Below are 18929 nucleotides of genomic sequence, written 5' to 3'. Positions count from 1 at the left end.
ACGCTCGTAAACAACGAATTTCATCGATCGAGCCTTGCGAAACTGTCGAGGTGTCGTGCACAGTGAGGGCGTGGCCAGTCGAAGCACAGAACACAGGGACTCCGCCCGCGAGTCCAGGAGCGAGTCCAGGGGGGCGACCCCGCAGTTGGACGCCGTCTCCCTCGCCATCATCGAGCAGCTCCAGGAGGACGGCCGCAGGCCCTACGCCGCGATCGGCAAGGCGGTCGGCCTCTCCGAGGCGGCGGTGCGGCAGCGGGTGCAGAAGCTGCTCGACCAGGGCGTGATGCAGATCGTGGCGGTCACCGACCCGCTCACCGTGGGCTTCCGCCGCCAGGCGATGGTCGGGGTGCACGTGGAGGGCGACGTGGACGGCGTCGCGGACGCGCTGAGCGCCATGTCGGAGGTCGAGTACGTGGTGATGACCGCGGGCTCCTTCGACGTCCTCGCCGAGATCGTCTGCGAGGACGACGACCACCTGCTGGACGTGATCAACCGGCGCATCCGGGCCCTGCCCGGCGTCCGCTCCACCGAGAGCTTCGTCTATCTCAAGCTCAAGAAGCAGACCTATATGTGGGGAACGCGATGACCCAGAAGGACCTCAGCCGCACCGCCTACGACCACCTGTGGATGCACTTCACCCGCATGTCGTCGTACGAGAACTCGCCCGTCCCCACCATCGTGCGGGGCGAGGGCACCCATGTCTTCGACGACAAGGGCAAGCGGTACCTCGACGGCCTGGCGGGCCTGTTCGTGGTCCAGGCCGGGCACGGCCGGGTGGAGCTGGCCGAGACCGCGCTGAAGCAGGCGCAGGAGCTGGCCTTCTTCCCGGTGTGGTCCTACGCCCACCCGAAGGCGATCGAGCTGGCCGAGCGGCTGGCCGGCTACGCCCCCGGCGACCTCAACAAGGTCTTCTTCACCACCGGCGGCGGCGAGGCCGTGGAGACCGCGTGGAAGCTGGCCAAGCAGTACTTCAAGCTGGTCGGCAAGCCCGCCAAGCACAAGGTGATATCCCGCTCGCTGGCCTACCACGGCACCCCGCAGGGCGCCCTGTCCATCACCGGCCTGCCCGCGCTGAAGGCGCCGTTCGAGCCGCTGGTGCCGGGCGCGCACAAGGTGGCGAACACCAACATCTACCGCGCCCCGATCCACGGTGAGGACCCGGAGGCGTTCGGCCGCTGGGCCGCCGACCAGATCGAGCAGCAGATCCTCTTCGAGGGCCCGGACACGGTCGCCGCGGTCTTCGTGGAGCCGGTGCAGAACGCCGGCGGCTGCTTCCCGCCGCCGCCCGGCTACTTCCAGCGCGTGCGCGAGATCTGCGACCAGTACGACGTACTGCTCGTCTCCGACGAGGTCATCTGTGCCTTCGGCCGCCTGGGCACCATGTTCGCCTGCGACAAGTTCGGCTACGTCCCCGACATCATCACCTGCGCCAAGGGCATGACCTCGGGCTACTCCCCGATCGGCGCGACGATCGTCTCCGACCGCATCGCCGAGCCGTTCTACCGGGGCGACAACGTCTTCCTGCACGGCTACACCTTCGGCGGCCACCCGGTCTCCGCCGCCGTCGGCCTCGCCAACCTCGACCTGTTCGAGCGCGAGGGCCTCAACCAGCACGTCCTGGACAACGAGGGCGCCTTCCTGCGCACCCTCCAGAAGCTGCACGACCTGCCGATCGTCGGCGACGTCCGCGGCAACGGCTTCTTCTACGGCATCGAGCTGGTGAAGGACAAGAACACCAAGGAGTCCTTCGACGCCGACGAGATCGAGCGCGTCCTCTACGGCTTCCTCTCCAAGGCCCTGTTCGAGAACGGCCTGTACTGCCGCGCCGACGACCGCGGTGACCCGGTGATCCAGCTCGCCCCGCCGCTGATCGCCAACCAGGAGACGTTCGACGAGATCGAGCAGATCCTGCGCGCGACCCTGACGGAGGCGTGGGCGAAGCTGTAACCCCTCCGTCCCCTCCCGCCCCCGGCCCCGGCGCCGCCCGTTCGAGTGAGAACGGCGGCCCGGGGCCGTGTTCTGTGCCGCCTCCCCCTCGGTGCTGCCTAGCGTGCCCAGTGACCGATCGGCCCGGTCTTCGTTCCCCCGAACAGGGCATACGGACACGGGAAAACGGATCAGAACCGAGGTGTACGCCATGGAGGCTCCGCCGGACAACGACGTGCTGTGGGCACGCTCCCTGCACTTCAAGCATCCCGACGGCTCCCCCGGCATCGCCGGCATCTCGCTGGGCGTCCGGGAGAGCGAGATCCTCGCGGTCGGCGGCCCGCGCGGCAGCGGCAAGACGACCCTGCTGCGCTGTCTGTCCGGGCAGGTCCGGGTGGGCGGGGGCGAGGTGTGGTTCAACAGCTCCCCCGTGCACACCCTGGGCCCGATGGCCCGCGAGAAGCTGCGCCGCGACCGCTTCGGCTGGATCGACCCGGCCCCGGCGCTGGTGCCGGAGCTGAACGTCTGGGAGAACGCGGCGCTGCCGCTGATGCTGCGCGGCACCAGCCGCCGCCGCGCCAAGGTGGCCGCGATGGAGTGGCTGGAGCGGCTGGACGTAGGGGACAAGTCGAAGAAGCGCCCGCACGAACTGCTCCAGGCGGAGCGGCAGCGCGTCGCCATCGCCCGCGCGCTGGCCCCCGGGCCGACGGTGCTGTTCGCCGACGAGCCGACCGCGCCGCTGCACCGCGCCGACCGGGGGCACGTGCTGCGCACGCTCACCACGGCGGCCCGCTCGCACGGCATCACGGTGGTCCTCGCGACCCACGACGCGGAGACGGCGGCCCTCGCCGACCGCTCGGTCTCACTGCTGGACGGACGCCGGGTGAAGACCGTGCACCTCCCGGACGCCCCGGACACGGAAGGCCGGGCGGCGTGCTCGCTCTCCGTCTGACCCGCGCGGCCAGACCCGCCGTCCAGGTGCGCCGCCTGCTGGTGGCGGCCGCCTCGGCGGGCACCGGCTTCCTCCTGCTCGGCTCCCTCGGCTACGCGATGGACCACCCCCAGACCCCGGGCGCGGCCGCGCTGCGGCTGGCCTGGTGCGTGGTGCCGCTCGCGGCGACGGTCTACCTGGCGCTGGCGGTGGCCCGTACCGACCCCGGCACCCGGCCCCGGCCGGGGCTGTCGGCGGTGGGGCTCGGGCCGGGCCGGCTGATGGCGGTCTCCGCGCTGACCACGCTGCTCGCCTGCACACTGGGCTCGGTGGTCGCCCTGCTGTTCTTCCTGCATCTGCGCGGCGACCTGTCGGGGCTGCCCATCGACGGGAAGGGCGCGCAGTTCCTCGCGGCCGACCGGCCGCTCCCGGTCCCGGCCGCGCTGACGCTGCTGGCGCTGCTGCCGCTCGCCGCGTCGGGCGCGGTGGCGCTCAGCCTGCGTCCCAGGGACCCACGCCGGCCCGCCGCGAAGGGCACGGCGTCCTTCGGCGCCCGCTGGCACGCCGTCCTCCACAAGGCGGAGACGCCCGCTTCGGCCGAAGTCCCGGTGGACGCCGAGGCCGAGGGCTGGTCGGACGTGCTGACCGTCGCGCCGCCGCCCCGTGAGGCCCCGGCGGGCTTCCCCTGGGGTGTCGCCGCGCTGGCGGCGGGCCTCGCCGTGCAGGCGTACGCGAACCGGGCCGCCCCGGCGTCCGTGCTGGCGCTGCCCGTGGAGGGCTCGGCGGTGCTGGGCGGCTGGCTGCTCACCGCGCTCGGACTGGTCCTGGCCGCGCCGGGCCTCACCTACCTGTGCGGGAAGGTCCTCCAGTCGGCACAGCCCGGCGCGCTGCGGCTGCTGGCGGGGCGGGTGCTGATGTCCGAGGCCACCCGGATCGGGCGCCCGCTGGGGGTGGTCTGCGCGGTGACGTCGGCGGCGCTGGCCACGACCGCGATGTACGACCAGCCGGCCGCCGCCTTCGGCCCGCTGTCCACCGTGGCTACCCTGGTGGTCGGCGGCTGCACCCTGGCCACCCTGCTGACGGCCGCCGTCGAGACCCGCCAGTCCCGCGCCGGCACGACGGCCGCGCTGCTCCGCCTCGGCGCCCCGGCCACGATGCTGCGGGGCTCCGCCGCCCTGCGGGCCGCCGCGCTGATCGCCCTGTTCGTACCGCTCACCCTGCTGATCGCCTACCTGTCGGCGCTGCCGCCGGCGAAGTGACGGGGACGAGTTCACGGGCCGCCGATGAGTTTTCCGGCGGCCCGTCGTCTATACCGGCGAACGCGTATCGCGCGCCTATCGCAGGGGAGAAACCGTGTACCAGCAGATGATCTTCGTGAACCTGGCCACCGCCGACGTGCCCGCCACCCGGAAGTTCTACAGCAAGCTGGGTTACGGCATCAACGAGCAGTTCAGCACGGACGAAGTGGTCAGCGTGATGATCAGCGACACCATCGTGGCGATGTTCCTGGCGCCCGCGCACTACTCCCAGTTCACCCAGAAGACGATCGTGGACTCCCGCACCTCCAGCGAGACCCTGCTCTGTCTGAGCGCGGAGAGCCGGGAGAAGGTGGACGAGCTGGTGGAGAAGGCCATCGCGGCCGGCGGCACCTCGCACGGCCGGACCCAGGACCACGGCTTCATGTACGGCCGCGCCTTCGACGACCTCGACGGCCACACCTGGGAAATCATGTGGATGGACCCCGCCGCCGTCCAGGGGTGATCATGCCCGCATGACGCCCGGCCGGATCATCTTCCTCAACGGCACGTCGAGTTCCGGGAAGTCGAGCATCGCGCGCGAGCTGCTCGGCCTCCTGGACGGCGTGTACTCCCACCTCTCGGTGGACGCCTTCAACGCCATGCGGGCCCAACGGGAGCTGTCCCCGGAGGAGTTCGACGCCGCGCTGCGCCGGACCCGGCTCGGCTTCCACCGCTCGGTCGCGGCCATGGCCGAGGTGGGCAACGATCTCGTGGTGGACCACGTGCTCAGTGAGCCGTGGCGGCTGACCGACTGCCTGACCGTGCTGCGCCCGAAGGACGTGCTCTTCGTCGGCGTCCACTGCCCGCTTCCGGAGCTGGAGCGGCGCGAGCGGGTCCGCGGCGACCGGGAGACGGGCCTCGCCGCCCTGCAGTACGACCTCGTCCACACCCACGGCGACTATGACCTGGAGTGCGACACCGGCACCGCGTCCCCGCGCGAATGCGCCGAGCGCATCCGGGACTTCCTCCCGCACCGGCCGACCCCGACCGCCTTCAGCCGGTTGCGGGCGCGGTACGCCATCGAGGGGTGAGGCGGGCGCAGCATTAGCATGTGCGGATGCCTCCGATACCCGCCCGGCCCGAAGAGGTCGCCCCGGACCATGAGATCGAGTCGCCGGCGGAGTTCGACGCCGTCGTCGCCGCGCACGGCACACTCGCGGGGTTCCGCGTACAGGCCGTCGACCTGACCGGCCGTACGGAGGACCTGCTGAGGCTGGACACCGAGGGCGCCGTCTTCCTCGGCTGCCCGATGGACGCCGAAGCGGCAGCCAAGGTCGCCGCCGGTGGCGCCCTGGTCTTCCCGCCGGTACCGGGCCTGCCCTTCGACCCGTACCGCGGATTCACCTACACGCCCGAGGAGTTGTTCGCCTCGCTGGCCGACGGGTACGAGGCGACACCGGACGCGCTGGCGTACGCGTGGTTCCAGCGGACCAAGTCCGACGGCGACATCCTGGCCTCGATGCTGCGCGCGGTCCACGACGACTCGATTTCCGACGCGCTGGACGAACTCCTCACCGGCGCACGGGTGGTGGGCGTCATGGGCGGCCACGCGATGGCCCGCGGCACCGAGGAGTACGCGGGTGCGGCCCGGCTCGGCCGCCAACTGGCCCGCGCGGGCTTCACGGTGGCGACCGGGGGCGGTCCGGGCGCGATGGAGGCGGCCAACCTCGGCGCGTACGCGGCGCCGTTCGAGGACGGCATGCTGACCGAGGCCCTGCGCATTCTGGCCAAGGCGCCCTCGTTCACCCCGTCCGTGACGGACTGGGCGCGGGCCGCCTTCGAGGTACGGGAACGCTGGCCGGACGGGGGTGCGTCGGTGGGCATCCCGACCTGGTTCTACGGGCACGAGCCGCCCAACGCGTTCGCCTCCCACCTCGGCAAGTACTTCGCCAACGCCACGCGGGAGGACGGCCTGCTGGCCCGCTCCAACGCCGGGGTGGTGTTCCTGCCGGGCGCGGCCGGGACCGTACAGGAGATCTTCGACAACGCGACCCCCAACTACTACGGCTCGCGCGGGAATCCGACGCCCATGGTGCTGGTGGACGAGGAGCACTGGACCGAGAAGCTCCCCACCTGGCCACTGCTGCGGGCGTTGGCACGGGAACGGCCGATGGAGTCCCGTATCGCCCTGGTTGGCCGGATCGAGCTGGCTTCCGACGCGTTGAAACGTCTCGCCGAGCAATAAGAAGGTAAAGTCAACGCCCGTTGGGCGCCTGCGCATTGACATGCTTATGACGCGCTTATAAACCTGTGTGTCTTGTGGGGAAGCTGGGGCTCCGCTCCGTCCGCCGCTCCAACTCCCCTTCTGCCCCCCGCAGTTCTGCACTCAGCAAAGGACATGACTTGTCCATATCCCGCCGTAACGCGCGCCGCTCCGTGCGCATCCTGGGCCTGGCCTCCGCGTCGGCCGCCCTGGTCCTGGGTGTCTCCGGTCAGGCTCTCGCGTGCAACATCAGCGAGTTCAAGGCCGAGGCCACGTGCAAGGGTGAGAAGGGCCAGATCACCGTCACCGACCGCGACTTCTCCGGCCAGAAGGCCACCGTCTCGGTGTTCCTGGAGAACAACGGCGCCGACGAGAAGAAGATCGGCGAGCAGGTGGTGACCGGCACCAAGGAAGGCGCCACGATCGTCTTCGACGAGGACTGGGCGCCCGGCGCGGTCTACCGCGTCAACGTCAACGTGCCCCGCTTCATCAACAACAAGAGCATCACGCCCAACGTGATTGCCCCGGCCACGGCGTGCAAGAAGGAGGAGTCCCCCTCCCCCACCGCGCCCGCCTCCGAGTCCCCGGCGCCGACCCCGTCCGCGTCGGTGCCCGCCGAGGACAGCGCCACCCCGTCCGCGAGCGAGAGCAGCAGCGAGGCCGCCCCGGTGTCCGAGGCGCCGAGCAACGCCCCCTCCGCGGCGATCGGTGACTCCAACCTCGCCGAGACCGGTGCGAACTCCAACACCGGCCTGATCGCCGGTGTCGCCGGTGCCCTCGTCATCGTCGGCGGTGGCGCGGTGTACTTCGGCATGCGCCGCCGTGGCGCGAAGAGCGGGAGCTGACGCTCCGCCGTACCCGACAGCGGCCCGTCCCCGTCTCGCACGGGGGCGGGCCGCTGCCTTTCGCGCGGGTCAGCCGAGGAGGACGGTCTCCGCCGCGTCGAACTCCACCCCCGTCTCGGCCCCGGTCTCCGGTGCCTCGCGCAGCGGACAGGCCGCCTCCAGGTGCGGGCCGCCGTCGCGGGGCTGGAGCCGCAGCGCCACATGGGTTCCCTTGAAGGTACGGGCGGTCACCGTGCAGGCGAGCCCCTCACCGGCGGCCACGAGCCGCACCCCGGCGGGCCGCACCAGCAGCTCCACGGCACCCTGCGGCGACCCCTCGGGCACGGGCAGCTTGCCCCACGGAGTGTCGGCGGCCGTGCCGGTCACACTCGCCGGGACCACGTTCTCGAAGCCGAGGAACCGGGCCACGAAGGCGTCGGCCGGCCTGCGCCACACCTCCAGCGGGGTCCCGGACTGCGCGATCCGCCCGTCCCGCATCACCACCACCCGGTCGGCCAGCGCGAACGCCTCGCCCTGGTCGTGGGTGACGGCGAGTACGGTGGTGCCCAACCGGCTGAAGAGTTCCCGGAGTTCGACCACCAGCCGCTCCCGCAGCGAGCGGTCGAGCTGCCCGAGCGGCTCGTCCAGCATCAGCAGCCTCGGCCGGGGCGCGAGCGCCCGCGCGAGGGCGACCCGCTGCTGCTCCCCGCCCGAAAGACCGGCCACCGCCCGCCGGGCCGCACCGGGCAGCCCGACCAGCTCCAGCAATTCCCTTACCTGGACGTCCCGTTGCCCCTTGGGCATGCCGTGCATACGGAGTCCGAAGGCGACGTTGCCGCCCACGTCCCGCTGCGGGAAGAGCTGATGGTCCTGGAACATCAGCCCGACCCCCCGCCGGTGCGCGGGCACCCCCGCCTGGTCACGGCCGTCGAGCAACACCCGTCCACTGTCGAGGGGTTGGAGTCCGGCCACGCTCCGCAGCAGGGTCGACTTGCCGCTGCCGCTGGGCCCGAGCACGCACACCACCTCGTGCTCGGCGACCCCGAGGTCCACCGTGTCCAGCACCGGCCGCCCGCCGAGACGGACGGTCGCCTCCTCAAGGCTCAGCAGCATCAGAACTCCCCCGTCCGGTCGGTGCGCAGCCGCTCCAGCACGAGCAGCGCGGCCGCGCAGACGACCATGAGAATCGTGGAAAGGGCCATTGCCTGGCCGTAGTTCAGCTCACCGGGCCGGCTCAGCAGCCGGGCCACCGCGACCGGCAGCGTGGGGTTGTCGGGCCGGGCGATGAACACGGTCGCCCCGAACTCACCGAGCGACACCGCGAACGCGAACCCGGCCGCGATCAGCAACGCCCGCCGCACCAGCGGCAGATCGACCTCCCGCCACACCCGCCAGGGCGACGCCCCGAGCACGGCCGCCGCCTCCCTGAGCCGGCCGTCCACCGCCCGCAGCACCGGCAGCATGGTCCGTACGACGAAGGGGGCGCCGACCAGCGCCTGGGCGAGCGGGACCAGGAACCAGGACTGGCGCAGGTCCAGCGGAGGTTCGTCCAGCGCGATCAGGAAGCCGAAGCCGACCGTCACGGCGGAGACACCGAGCGGCAGCATCAGCAGCGCGTCGAACCCGCGCATCAGCCGGCCCGCGTCCCGGCGGGCCAGCGCCGCCGCGGCCAGGGCGCCGACCACCAGGGCGATACCGGTGGCGGCGACCGCGTACTCCAGCGAGGTCCACACCGCGTGCAGCGGCGCCACCAGGAACGTACCGCCGTCGGCGTCGGTCAGCGCCCGGTAGTAGCCGAGGCCGGGCGCGTCCAGCGAGCGGCGTACCAGCACACCGAGCGGCAGCACCAGCAGGACGGCGATGGTGGCGAGCACTCCGCCGAGCAGCGCCCACTGGCCGGCGCCGCGCGGGCGGCGGGCGGTGACGGAGGCGTCGACCAGGCGCAGCGCGGTCTCCCGGCGCCGTACCGTCCAGGCGTGCACGGCGAGGATCGCACCGACCGCGGCGAACTGGACCAGGGTGAGGACGGCGGCCGTGGTCAGGTCGAAGACCTCGGAGGTCTGGCGGTAGATCTCCACCTCCAGGGTGGAGAAGGTGGGTCCGCCGAGGATCTGGACCACGCCGAAGGAGGTGAAGGTGAACAGGAAGACCATCAGCGCGGCGGCGGCCACGGCGGGCGCCAGCGCGGGGAGGGTCACCTGGCGCCAGGCCCGCAGCGGGGAGGCGCCGAGCATCCGGGCGGCCTCCTCCTGCCGGGGGTCGAGCTGGCCCCAGAGGCCGCCGACGGTGCGGACGACGACGGCGTAGTTGAAGAAGACGTGCGCGATCAGGATCGCCCACACCGTGGTGTCCAGGCGGACGCCCCACAGCTCGTCCAGCAGTCCGCCGTGGCCGACCAGCGCGAGGAACGCGGTGCCGACGACCACCGTGGGCAGCACGAACGGCACGGTGACCACGGCCCGCAGCACCTGTTTGCCGGGGAACTCCAGCCGGGCGAAGACCCAGGCGGCGGGCAGCGCGATCACCAGGGTGAGCGCGGTGGAGGCGAGCGCCTGCCAGGTGGTGAACCAGAGCACGTGCCGGATGTCGGAGCGGCCCAGCACCTCGGCGAACCGCCCGAGGTGCCAGGTGCCGTCGGCCTTGAGCCCGCGCGCCGTGATCGCGGCGACGGGCCAGGCGAAGAACAGGGCGAAGAACGCGACGGGCAGGGCCATGAGCCCGAGCCGCGCCGCGCTCCCGCGGCCGCGCGGTCCGGCCGCTTCAGTTGCTCCGGCTACTTCAGTACGAGCGACGTCCACGAGCTGACCCACTGGTCGCGGTTGGCGGCGATCTTCTCGGGCGCCATGGTCTGCGGGTCCCTGGCGGCGGGCCCGTACTCGGTGAACTCGGCGGGGACCTTCGCGTCCTTGATCACCGGGTACACGAACATGTTCAGCGGCATGTCCTGCTGGAACTGCTTCGACAGCAGGAAGTCGAGGAACGCCTTGCCGCCCTCGGGGTTCTTCGCGTGGTTCAGCAGGCCGGCGAACTCGACCTGCCGGAAGCAGGTGCCGTCCGCGACGCCGGTCGGGGCGGTCTGCGGCTTCTTCTTGGCGTAGATCACCTCGGCGGGCGGCGAGGAGGCGTACGACACGACGAGCGGCCGGTCACCGCCCGCCTTCTTGCCCTCGGAGGAGCCGGAGAACTCCTGGTAGTACGCCTGCTCCCAGCCGTCGACGACCTTGACGCCGTTGGCCTTCAGCTTCTTCCAGTACCCCTCCCAGCCCTTGTCGCCGTAACTCGCGGCGCTGCCCAGCAGGAAGCCGAGGCCGGGCGAGGAGGTGGCGGCGTTCTCGGTGACCAGGAGGTTCTTGTACTTCGGTTCCGCGAGGTCGGCGAAGGTGCGCGGCGGCTTCAGCTTGTGCTCGGTGAAGTACCCCTTGTCGTAGTTGACGCAGATGTCGCCGTGGTCGACCGGGGTGACGCGGTGCTTGGCCGCGTCGAGCTGGAAGGCGGGGTCGACCTGGCCGAGGCCCTTGGCGGCGTACGGCTGGAAGAGGCCGTTGTCGAGGGCGCGGGAGAGCAGGGTGTTGTCGACGCCGAAGAAGACGTCGCCCTGGGGGTTGTCCTTGGTGAGGACCGCCTTGTTGACGGCCTGGCCGGCGTCGCCGTCCTTGAGGACGCGCACCTTGTAGCCGGACTGCTTCTCGAAGTCCGCGATCACGTTCTTGGACGCGGCCCACGAGTCGTGGCTGACGAGGGTCACGGTCTTGGTGTCCGCGCTGCCCTTGGTGTCGGTGGACCCGCACGCGGAGAGCGTGAGCAGGCCGAGGCCGACCGCCGCGGCCACGAAGGTCTTGGTGTGCACTGGTGGTCCTCCTGGGTGGGCCAGGAAGAGACGCGGCCCTGCCCGGACTCCGCGCGGGAGGCCGGGCAGGGCGCAACAGCTTGAGTGATGACCGAACTTCCTACCCAGAATGACCTGGGCGAGGTTCAGAGGGTCTGCGGCCTGGTTGCCGCACTCTCAGCGCTGTGGCGCTCCCCTGTCGGAATATGCAGATGTATGACTGGTATGACGTTGTGCTGACCGGCCCAGGTTACCGCTCGGTGGCCGCGAGCTGGCCACACGCCCCGTCGATCTCCTGACCGCGGGTGTCCCGGACGGTCACCGGCACGCCGTGCGCGGCGATGGCCTCCACGAACGCCTTCTCGTCCTCGGGACGGGAGGCGGTCCACTTGGAGCCGGGGGTGGGGTTGAGCGGGATCAGGTTGACGTGCACGGGCCTGCCCTTGAGCATCCGGCCGAGCCGGTCGCCGCGCCACGCCTGGTCGTTGATGTCCCGGATCAGCGCGTACTCGATGGACAGCCGGCGGCCCGACTTCGCCGCGTACTCGAACCCGGCGTCCAGCACCTCGCGCACCTTCCACCGCGTGTTCACGGGGACGAGGGTGTCGCGCAGCTCGTCGTCGGGGGCGTGCAGGGAGATCGCCAGCCGGCACTTGAAGCCCTCGTCGGCGAAGCGGTGGATGGCGGGGACGAGGCCGACGGTCGACACGGTGATGCCGCGCTGGGACAGGCCGAGGCCGTCGGGAGCGGGGTCGGTGAGGGCCCGGATGGCGCCGACGACCCGCTTGTAGTTGGCGAGCGGCTCGCCCATGCCCATGAAGACGATGTTGGACAGCCGCGCGGGGCCGCCGGGCACTTCCCCGTCCCTGAGCGCCCGCATACCGTCCACGATCTGGTGCACGATCTCGGCGGTGGACAGATTCCGGTCCAGCCCCGCCTGCCCGGTCGCGCAGAACGGGCAGTTCATCCCACACCCGGCCTGGCTGCTGATGCACATGGTGACCCGGTCCGGGTACCGCATCAGCACCGACTCCACCAGCGTGCCGTCGAACAGCCGCCACAGGGTCTTACGGGTGGTGCCCTGGTCCGTGGCCAGATGCCGGACCACCGACATCAGCTCCGGGAACAGCGCCTCCTGGAGCTTGGTACGCGAACCGGCGGGGATGTCGGTCCACTCCTCCGGATCGTGCGCGAACCGCGCGAAGTAGTGCTGCGAAAGCTGCTTGGCACGAAACGGCTTCTCCCCCGCCTCCGCGACAGCATCCTTCCGCTCCGCAGGCGAAAGATCAGCGAGATGCCGCGGCGGCTTCTTGGCTCCGCGGGGGGCAACGAAAGTAAGTTCTCCGGGCTTGGGCATGGTGGTACCAGTGTCTCAGATCGATTTGGGTGAACCGGGGGTGTGGCTAGCTACGACTGTCTGTAGTGGTCGCCACCGGTCGGCGCTGAGCAGCCTCGGACGGCCCAGAGACGGCAGGGTTCACTCGAGAGGCTAGGGCCACCCGCAGCTGTTCACTGTGGAACCAGGTGAAGGTGCGATCACGTTCGAGGTGGGCGTCCCCCCAGTGGATGACGTGGACGCCGTTCTCGGGGTCGGCCGTGAAGAGCAGACACACGAGCTTCGTGTAGGCACCCAGGGCCTCGTCTCGTGAAGTTCTTCGTACTCCTCTGTCGTGAACTCGTCGTCCACGGGGAATAGGCCATTTTGCGACTCCGGCCCATGGCTCAGCAGCATCCGACGGCGCGTGGGGGAAGCGTTGGCCGCCAACCGTGCACGTTAGAGGGGCTTGAGACGGTCGGCGTACTTGAAGGGAAAAAGCGCGTGTCCGATGATGACGGCGTACTCGTACCCCCGCACGTCCCGCACCGCTTCGTCCAGCTCACGCGCCGTATCCGCGACGTTCTCGCGCACTGCCTCGGCCAGAGTAGAGCCGTAGGGGCTGCGCTCGTTCAGCTGAAAGAGCTCAGTCACTTGATGCCTCTTCCGTGATCATCAATTACCCCGGTAAGCGCACAGACCCTGGAGGCGGTGATCATTCAGATCTCACTCAAGCGCTGTTGAGCGAAGGTAAGACAGCGAGCTATTTATTACCGTATTGTTCGGCCGTTCTTTCGCAAGCTTTAGCAGCAATTCTTCCGTCCTTGATTTTTCTGGCCATACCAGAGTCAGGATTTGCAATAGGGCGTCACTTATCTCATTGCCTGTTTCCGTAAAGCGAATCGCTGCACAGTCCCATGTAACTTCGAGCTCTGGCCACCGTTGGGCCAGCATGCACAGGGCGGTGTCGCGGGTGGTGTTGCTGGCGTTGGTGTTGTGGGCGGCCTCGAGGACTGTGGTATAGGTGTCGTCCCGGTCGGGCCACCGTTGGGCCAGCACCAGCAGGGCGGTGCTGCGGGTGGTGTCGTTGTCGCTGGTGTCGTGGGCGGCATCGAGGACTGCGGCATAGGCATCCTCCCGGTCGGGCCACTGCTCCCCCACCATCCGCAGGGCGGTACTGCGGGTGGTGTTGCTGGCGTTGGTGTCGCGGGTGGCCTCGAGGATGGTGGTGTAGGTGTCGTCCCGGTCGGGCCACCGCTCCCCGAGCGCTCGCACGGCGACGGCGCGTGAGTTGGAGTCGCGGTCGCGGGCGACATCAAGGACTGTGGTGTAGGTGTCGTCCCGGTCAGGCCACCGCTCCCCCAGCACCTCCAGGGCAGTGCCCCGGGCGTTGTCGCTGGCGTTGTCGCTAGTGTCGCGGGCAGCATCAAGGACTGTGGTGTAGGTGTCGTCCCGGTCCGGCCACCGCTCCCCCAGCACCTCCAGGGCAGTGCCCCGGGCGTTGTCGCTGGCGTTGTCGCTAGTGTCGCGGGCGGCATCAAGGACTGTGGTGTAGGTGTCGTCCCGGTCCGGCCACCGCTCCCCCAGCAACTGCAGGGCAGTGCCCCGGGCGTAGTTGCTGGCGTTGGTGTCGTGGACGGCATCGAGGACTGCGGTGTAGGTGTCGTCCCGGTCGGGCCACCGCTCCCCCAGCAACTGCAGGGCAATGCCCCGGGCGTAGTTGCTGGCGTTGGTGTCGCGGGCGGCATCGAGGACTGCGGTGTAGGTGTCGTCCCGGTCCGGCCACCGCTCCCCCAGCAACTGCAGGGCAGTGCCCCGGGTGACGGAGTCGTCGTCGTTCTCGTTGGTGTCGCGGGCGGCATCGAGGACTGCGGTGTAGGTGTCGTCCCGGTCCGGCCACCGCTCCCCCAGCGCCTCCAGGGCAGTGCTGCGGGCATAGCCGCTGCCGTAGTCGCTGGCGTTGTCGCTAGTGTCGCGGGCGACCTCGAGGACTGTGGTGTAGGTGTCGTCCCGGTCGGGCCACCGCTCCCCCAGCGCCTGCGCGGCGACGTCGCGTGAGTTGGAGTCGCGGTCGCGGGCGGCCTCGAGGACGGTGGTGTAGGTGTCGCCCCGGTTGGGCCACCGTTGGGCCAGCACCCGCAGGGCGGCATCGCGGTCAGGTGTGCTGGCGTTGGTGTCGTGAACGGTGTTGAGGACTGCGGTATGGGTGTCGTCCCGGTCGGGCCACCGTTCCCCCAGCACCTCCAGGGCGGTGCTGCGGGTGGTGTTGCTGGCGTTGGTGTCGCGGGCGGCATCGAGGGCTGTGGTGTAGGTGTCGTCCCGGTCGGGCCACCGTTCCCCCAGCACCTCCAGGGCCGTGCTGCGGGCGTAACCGCTGGCGTTGGTGTCGCGGGCGGTGTTAAGGATGGCGGTGTAGGTGTCGTCCCTGTCGGGCCACCGCTCCCCCAGCACCCGTACAGCGGCATTTCCCGTCCAGTACCCCCATGGGACTCGAGCCAGACGGCCGGCCTCCTGAGGCGTACGGCACAGCGACGCTGCAAGGACGTCCTTCCCATCTCCCGAATCGGAGGGAATTTCTGTACGGTGCCAGCGCTGGTAGCGCTCGCGGCCGGTCCATGACCAGGGGAAGGACATCATCGCAGGCACAGCGCCAGTCAGCGTGGCCCATGGGAAGTCCGAGAGGTGGGCGGTGAGGGTGTCGATCACGGCGTTGCTCTGGATGGCAAGTGATCGTTCGGGATGCTTCCCGGGTCTGGCGGGTGCGCGGGGAATCCGGTGGGCTTCGGCAAGCACACGGATGGCAAGCTCCAGAAACTTTGTACTGCCGTTTGTTTGACGGTAGGCGGGGGTGCTGCGCCGGCGGTGCATGTGGAGCAGGCGGGCGATGAAGGTGGCGTGTTCGGCTTCCGCCTGGCTGCTGATCTCGCCGATGAATAGCAGGATGACTTCGTGCCAGACGGGGTTGGTGGCGCGGTCGGCGAGCATGTCGATGAGCTCTTCGGGGGACCATTCGCGGCCCGCGTAGCGTCGGTTGAGTTCACGTGCGGCGAGATATTCGAGAAAGGTGCGGTGCACGAAGCCGTACATGCCGGCGCCGTGGGGGTGCAAGAGGAAGGCCCGCTCGTGTAGCCGGGTGACCACGGCGCCGGCGACGATGCGGCCGACGTGATGCGGGTAGTTCATGTCGGTGACGACATACTCGGCGATCATGTCTGTGAGGTCGCCGCGGGGGATGAGGGGGCTGCCCTCGGGGCTGCCCGCGCTCTCCTGCAGGCGGCGGGCGAGGCGTTGGAGGAGCTCTTGGAGCAGGCCCATGTCGAGTTCATCGATGGCGGCGGCGACATCGGGGTGGTCTTGGCGGGGGAGGGGAAGATGTTTGGCGTCGCGGTCCCAACGGCTGGTGAGGACGTCGACCGCGTGCCGGTAGACCTCGCGACGGTCGCGGGGGATGGTGGTACCCAGGCCGATGGAGGCCAAGATGGTCAGCAGCAAGGGGTTGCCCGCCAACTCCGCCACGGACGTGAATCCGCGCACGGCGTTGATGAGGCGTTCGCTGAGGCGGGAGGCCTCGTTGAGGTCGTCGCGGTGGGCAGCGATATACCAGCGCCGGATGAACGACTCGATCTGCCGCCGGGGAAGGTCCTCCAGCTTGGCCTGGGCGAACCCGGCGTTGGCGAACACCTCGCGGGTGAAGCCGATGACGCGCGAGGTGACGATGACCCGCACGTGCTCGTGAACTTCGGCGAATGCCGCCACCTGCCGGGCGACAGCAGCCCGCCGACCGGGGTCGAAGATCTCGTCCAAGCCGTCGAAGACCACCAGCACCGGCCGGTGCGTGCGCTCCAACAGGTACTCGAAGACGTTCCGCGGTAGGCACATGCGTTCGATGTTGTCGAACTCTTCCCAGAAGTCCTCCACCGTCCGGCCCCGCCACCTCTCGTCGGCGAGGTGCCGCAGCTCCACGACCACCGGCACCGTGCCCGCCTCCACCAGACCGCGCAGCTCGGCGGGCACCTCCTCCAGCCCGCCGGCGATCGCCAGCGCCAGAAACCGCGACAGCGTCGACTTGCCTGCCCCCGGATCGCCCAGCAGCACCAGTCGCTGGCCCTGAGCTGAGGCAACCGCCTCGAGGACCGGCACCGGCGGCCGCTCCACCCGTGTCTTACGCCACTCCTTGACCTGCTCCGCCCGCAGCCCCGGAGGCAACTCCTCCGCCGGCACCTCGCCGCGCTCCACCAGTTCCTGCCAGAGCCGCGCTGGCAATTCCGGCTTCGGCGGGTCCCACGACGCCGGCGGGGCCTCGAACACCTGCCGCAGCCGGATCATGGGCTGCTCACCCGCCCGCTCACTCCCACCCAGGACATCGAGGTTCAGCCGCCCGCACGTCACGACCAGGCGCTCGAAGTAGCGGGCCACAGCAGCATCCGCCTCGGCCTCCATACCGGGTGCGGTGGGAGTACGGCGCCGGCCGTCGGCGGTCTCCTGCCAGGCGCTGTCCAGCAGCAGCTGCCAGTCTCTGCGAGCCTCTGATGCGAGCCAGGCTGGGCGGACCCGGCCGTCCGAGTCGAGTGTCCGGGCATCAGTCCAGGACTCCCAGACCGCGACCAGGGCCAGGACCTGCTCGAAACTGTCCGGCTGTGGAGTGTTGAAGGACGCTATGCCCTTCGGAGCCCACCGGCTGGCCACCTTCCCCTCGAACGTCGATGTACCCGGCAGCCCAGTCCTGCGGACCTGCTGCTCCAGCGGCGCCTGAAGACCACCGGACCCGTGCCGCTCGCGGTACGCGGCCTCCGCCTCGGTGCGCAGCGTGCGCAGCCGCCGGTAAAGCGTCTCGCGGTGAACTCCCACAGCTTCTTCCCCCCTGATGCCGACCCTGTCTCGCCACCCGGCAGCCCCCGGCTGCCTGAAACGGGTGGATCGGGCAGCCGTACCGCACCAGTGCGGACCAGCAGGTTAGTACCCAACCTGCCTCACCCACCCCGCCCTTGAGACCAGACCACTCCCACGAGGCCAATCTCGAAGCAACGCCGGGCCCGGCGCACCACCATCCACACCGCCACAAGGGGGAAGACCCGCCATGGCCAACCGCCGCCGTAAGCCCGCCACCACCCGCTCCACGACCCCGCCCGCTGGCCCGCGGCCCCGCCCGCAGACGCTGTGGCGAGAAGCCGGCCGCCGCGCCGTCCTCGGCTTCGCCGGCTCCACCGGAGCCGTCGCCATCGCCGTCCTGGACTGGTGGCTTCGTACTCGTTGATCATGGATGTGCGCCGAGCTGCAAATCGGCCTGAGGCCGATGTCGCGGCCCTCGCCAGACCGGCCCGGACGGTAAGAGCCGCAAGGTCAAGACCGACCGGCACGGCACCGGCCTGTGCTACCGGGCTTGGTACGTCGGCCCGGACGGAACCGAGAAGTCCAAGAGCTTCCCGGACCGCCAGAAGCGGCTCGCCGAGCAGTGGCTCACCGGGATCGCCTCGGACATGTCCCGCGGTCGGTACATCGACCCGCGTGCAGCCCAGATCACCTTCAAGAGCTACGCCGAGAAGTGGCTCAAGACCCACGGCATCGACCCGGCCAGTGTGGTGGTCGTCGATCAGCGGTTACGCCTGCACGCGTTTCGCCTGATCGGGCTCTCGGCCGCTGGACTCGTTCCGCCCGGAACACGTCCGGGGCCTGGTGAACGCGCTGGAGAACGACCCGGCCGTGAGTGGCGGCTACGCAAGGAACCTCTACGGCGGCGTGCGGGCCGTCCTCAGTGCGGCCGTCGACGACGGGCTGCTGCCCCGGAACCCGTGCTCCGCGAAGTCCGTCCGTCCGCCGGCCGTTGAGCAACGCCGTGTTGTGCCGTGGTTGCCTGCCCAGGTTGAGGCAGTTCGTGCAGCGCTCCCCCAGCGTTACCGGCCCATCGTGGACGTGGGCGCCGGGTGCGGGCTTCGTCAAGGCGAGATCGTGAGGTTGGCGGAGGATGCGCTCGACTTCGACGGCGGCATCATCCGGGTCGTCCGGCAGGTGAAGCTGATCCGAGAAAAGGCGGTGTTCGCTCCGCCCAAGTGCAACAAGGCGGTGTTCGCTCCGCCCAAGTGCAACAAGGAGCGGGACGTGCCGTTACCGCCCTCGGTGGCTGAGGCCCTGCGGGCTCACCTTGGCGCCTTCAAGCCGGTCGAGATCACGTTGCCCTGGCGCAAGCCGGACGGCCCGAAGGTGTCTGCCCGTCTCCTGTTCACGAACACCGCAAGCGGGCTGGTCTGGCGCAGCAACTTCAACATCCAGGAGTGGAAGCCCGCCCTCGCGTCGGTCGGTCTGATCTCGGACGCCGGAGGGAACGCCAAGTAACCCGTCCGCCCATGAGCACGGCATGCACGCCCTGAGGCACTTCTGGACGCCGGCGAAAGCATCAAGGCCGTGAGCGAGTACCTGGGACACGCCGACCCTGGGCTGACGCTGCGGGTGTACGCGCATCTGATGCCGTCGAGCCAGGAGCGTACTCGGAAGGCTGTTGACGCGATCCTGCTTCGTAAGGCCAATACATAGCATCGCACCTGCTGGGTGGGGCAACACCTCAAAGTGTCGCTCCACCCGGCATATGCATATCTGGCTGGCGCGGAACCG

The 18929-nt window shown here is 70.0% G+C and carries 15 protein-coding genes and 1 pseudogene; 10 read left to right on the top strand and 6 right to left on the bottom strand.

All coding sequences use genetic code 11. The annotated features are described in order from the left end of the window. Positions 1–55 precede the first annotated feature (55 nt). From E5083_RS05130 to E5083_RS05095, 8 genes are all read left to right on the top strand, one after another. Positions 56–586, top strand: a complete 531-nt coding sequence (locus E5083_RS05130) for an Lrp/AsnC family transcriptional regulator (RefSeq protein ID WP_161191822.1) — start codon at positions 56–58, stop codon at positions 584–586. Further along, on the top strand, positions 583–1947 hold the full coding sequence (locus E5083_RS05125; RefSeq protein ID WP_135784329.1) for an aspartate aminotransferase family protein: 1365 nt from the start codon (positions 583–585) through the stop codon (positions 1945–1947). The genes E5083_RS05130 and E5083_RS05125 overlap by 4 nt, the downstream gene beginning before the upstream one ends. Before the next feature lie 190 nt (positions 1948–2137). Then, entirely contained in the window at positions 2138–2878 is a 741-nt protein-coding gene (locus E5083_RS05120) for an ABC transporter ATP-binding protein (RefSeq protein WP_135784328.1), read from the top strand. Beyond that, the gene (locus E5083_RS05115) at positions 2860–4116 is read left to right on the top strand and encodes a hypothetical protein (RefSeq protein ID WP_135784327.1); all 1257 of its coding nucleotides are present in this window, start codon (positions 2860–2862) and stop codon (positions 4114–4116) included. Before E5083_RS05120 ends, E5083_RS05115 begins: the two co-directional genes overlap by 19 nt. Before the next feature lie 94 nt (positions 4117–4210). Then, positions 4211–4618, top strand: a complete 408-nt coding sequence (locus E5083_RS05110; protein WP_135784326.1) for a VOC family protein — start codon at positions 4211–4213, stop codon at positions 4616–4618. Positions 4619–4628: 10 nt separating this feature from the next. After that, entirely contained in the window at positions 4629–5186 is a 558-nt protein-coding gene (locus E5083_RS05105; protein WP_135784325.1) for a chloramphenicol phosphotransferase CPT family protein, read from the top strand. A gap of 26 nt (positions 5187–5212) precedes the next feature. Then, the gene (locus E5083_RS05100; protein WP_135784324.1) at positions 5213–6340 is read left to right on the top strand and encodes an LOG family protein; all 1128 of its coding nucleotides are present in this window, start codon (positions 5213–5215) and stop codon (positions 6338–6340) included. A 158-nt stretch (positions 6341–6498) separates the two neighbouring features. Continuing rightward, on the top strand, positions 6499–7203 hold the full coding sequence (locus tag E5083_RS05095) for an LAETG motif-containing sortase-dependent surface protein (protein ID WP_167513452.1): 705 nt from the start codon (positions 6499–6501) through the stop codon (positions 7201–7203). Positions 7204–7272: 69 nt separating this feature from the next. On the opposite strand, the gene E5083_RS05090 is transcribed toward E5083_RS05095, so the two are convergent. From E5083_RS05090 to E5083_RS05065, 6 genes are all read right to left on the bottom strand, one after another. Continuing rightward, positions 7273–8295: an ABC transporter ATP-binding protein gene (locus E5083_RS05090; RefSeq protein WP_135784323.1), complete on the bottom strand. Its 1023-nt coding sequence runs from the start codon at positions 8293–8295 to the stop codon at positions 7273–7275. Next, positions 8295–9896 carry an ABC transporter permease gene (locus E5083_RS05085; protein WP_135784322.1) on the bottom strand — a complete coding sequence of 534 codons (1602 nt, stop codon included), beginning with the start codon at positions 9894–9896 and terminating at the stop codon, positions 8295–8297. The genes E5083_RS05090 and E5083_RS05085 overlap by 1 nt, the downstream gene beginning before the upstream one ends. A 59-nt stretch (positions 9897–9955) precedes the next feature. Continuing rightward, the gene (locus E5083_RS05080) at positions 9956–11029 is read right to left on the bottom strand and encodes a thiamine ABC transporter substrate-binding protein (protein ID WP_135784321.1); all 1074 of its coding nucleotides are present in this window, start codon (positions 11027–11029) and stop codon (positions 9956–9958) included. Positions 11030–11258: 229 nt separating this feature from the next. Then, complete coding sequence (gene rlmN / locus E5083_RS05075) at positions 11259–12365, bottom strand: dual-specificity RNA methyltransferase RlmN (protein WP_135784320.1); 1107 nt, start codon at positions 12363–12365, stop codon at positions 11259–11261. A gap of 417 nt (positions 12366–12782) precedes the next feature. Beyond that, entirely contained in the window at positions 12783–12977 is a 195-nt protein-coding gene (locus tag E5083_RS31465; RefSeq protein ID WP_208753965.1) for a hypothetical protein, read from the bottom strand. A 72-nt stretch (positions 12978–13049) separates the two neighbouring features. After that, complete coding sequence (locus tag E5083_RS05065) at positions 13050–17171, bottom strand: NACHT domain-containing protein (protein ID WP_135784319.1); 4122 nt, start codon at positions 17169–17171, stop codon at positions 13050–13052. 229 nt (positions 17172–17400) lie between these two features. Here E5083_RS05065 and E5083_RS31090 point away from each other — a divergent pair, with 229 nt between their 5' ends. Next, positions 17401–17577: a hypothetical protein gene (locus tag E5083_RS31090; protein ID WP_167513451.1), complete on the top strand. Its 177-nt coding sequence runs from the start codon at positions 17401–17403 to the stop codon at positions 17575–17577. Between the two features lie 55 nt (positions 17578–17632). Then, a pseudogene (locus E5083_RS32310) lies at positions 17633–18851 on the top strand (tyrosine-type recombinase/integrase); the annotation flags it as partial. Between the last annotated feature and the right edge of the window lie 78 nt (positions 18852–18929).

Source organism: Streptomyces bauhiniae (genome assembly GCF_004784475.1).
Taxonomy (GTDB): Bacteria; Actinomycetota; Actinomycetes; order Streptomycetales; family Streptomycetaceae; genus Streptomyces; species Streptomyces seoulensis.
This window is presented reverse-complemented; position numbering and strand designations above follow the sequence as displayed.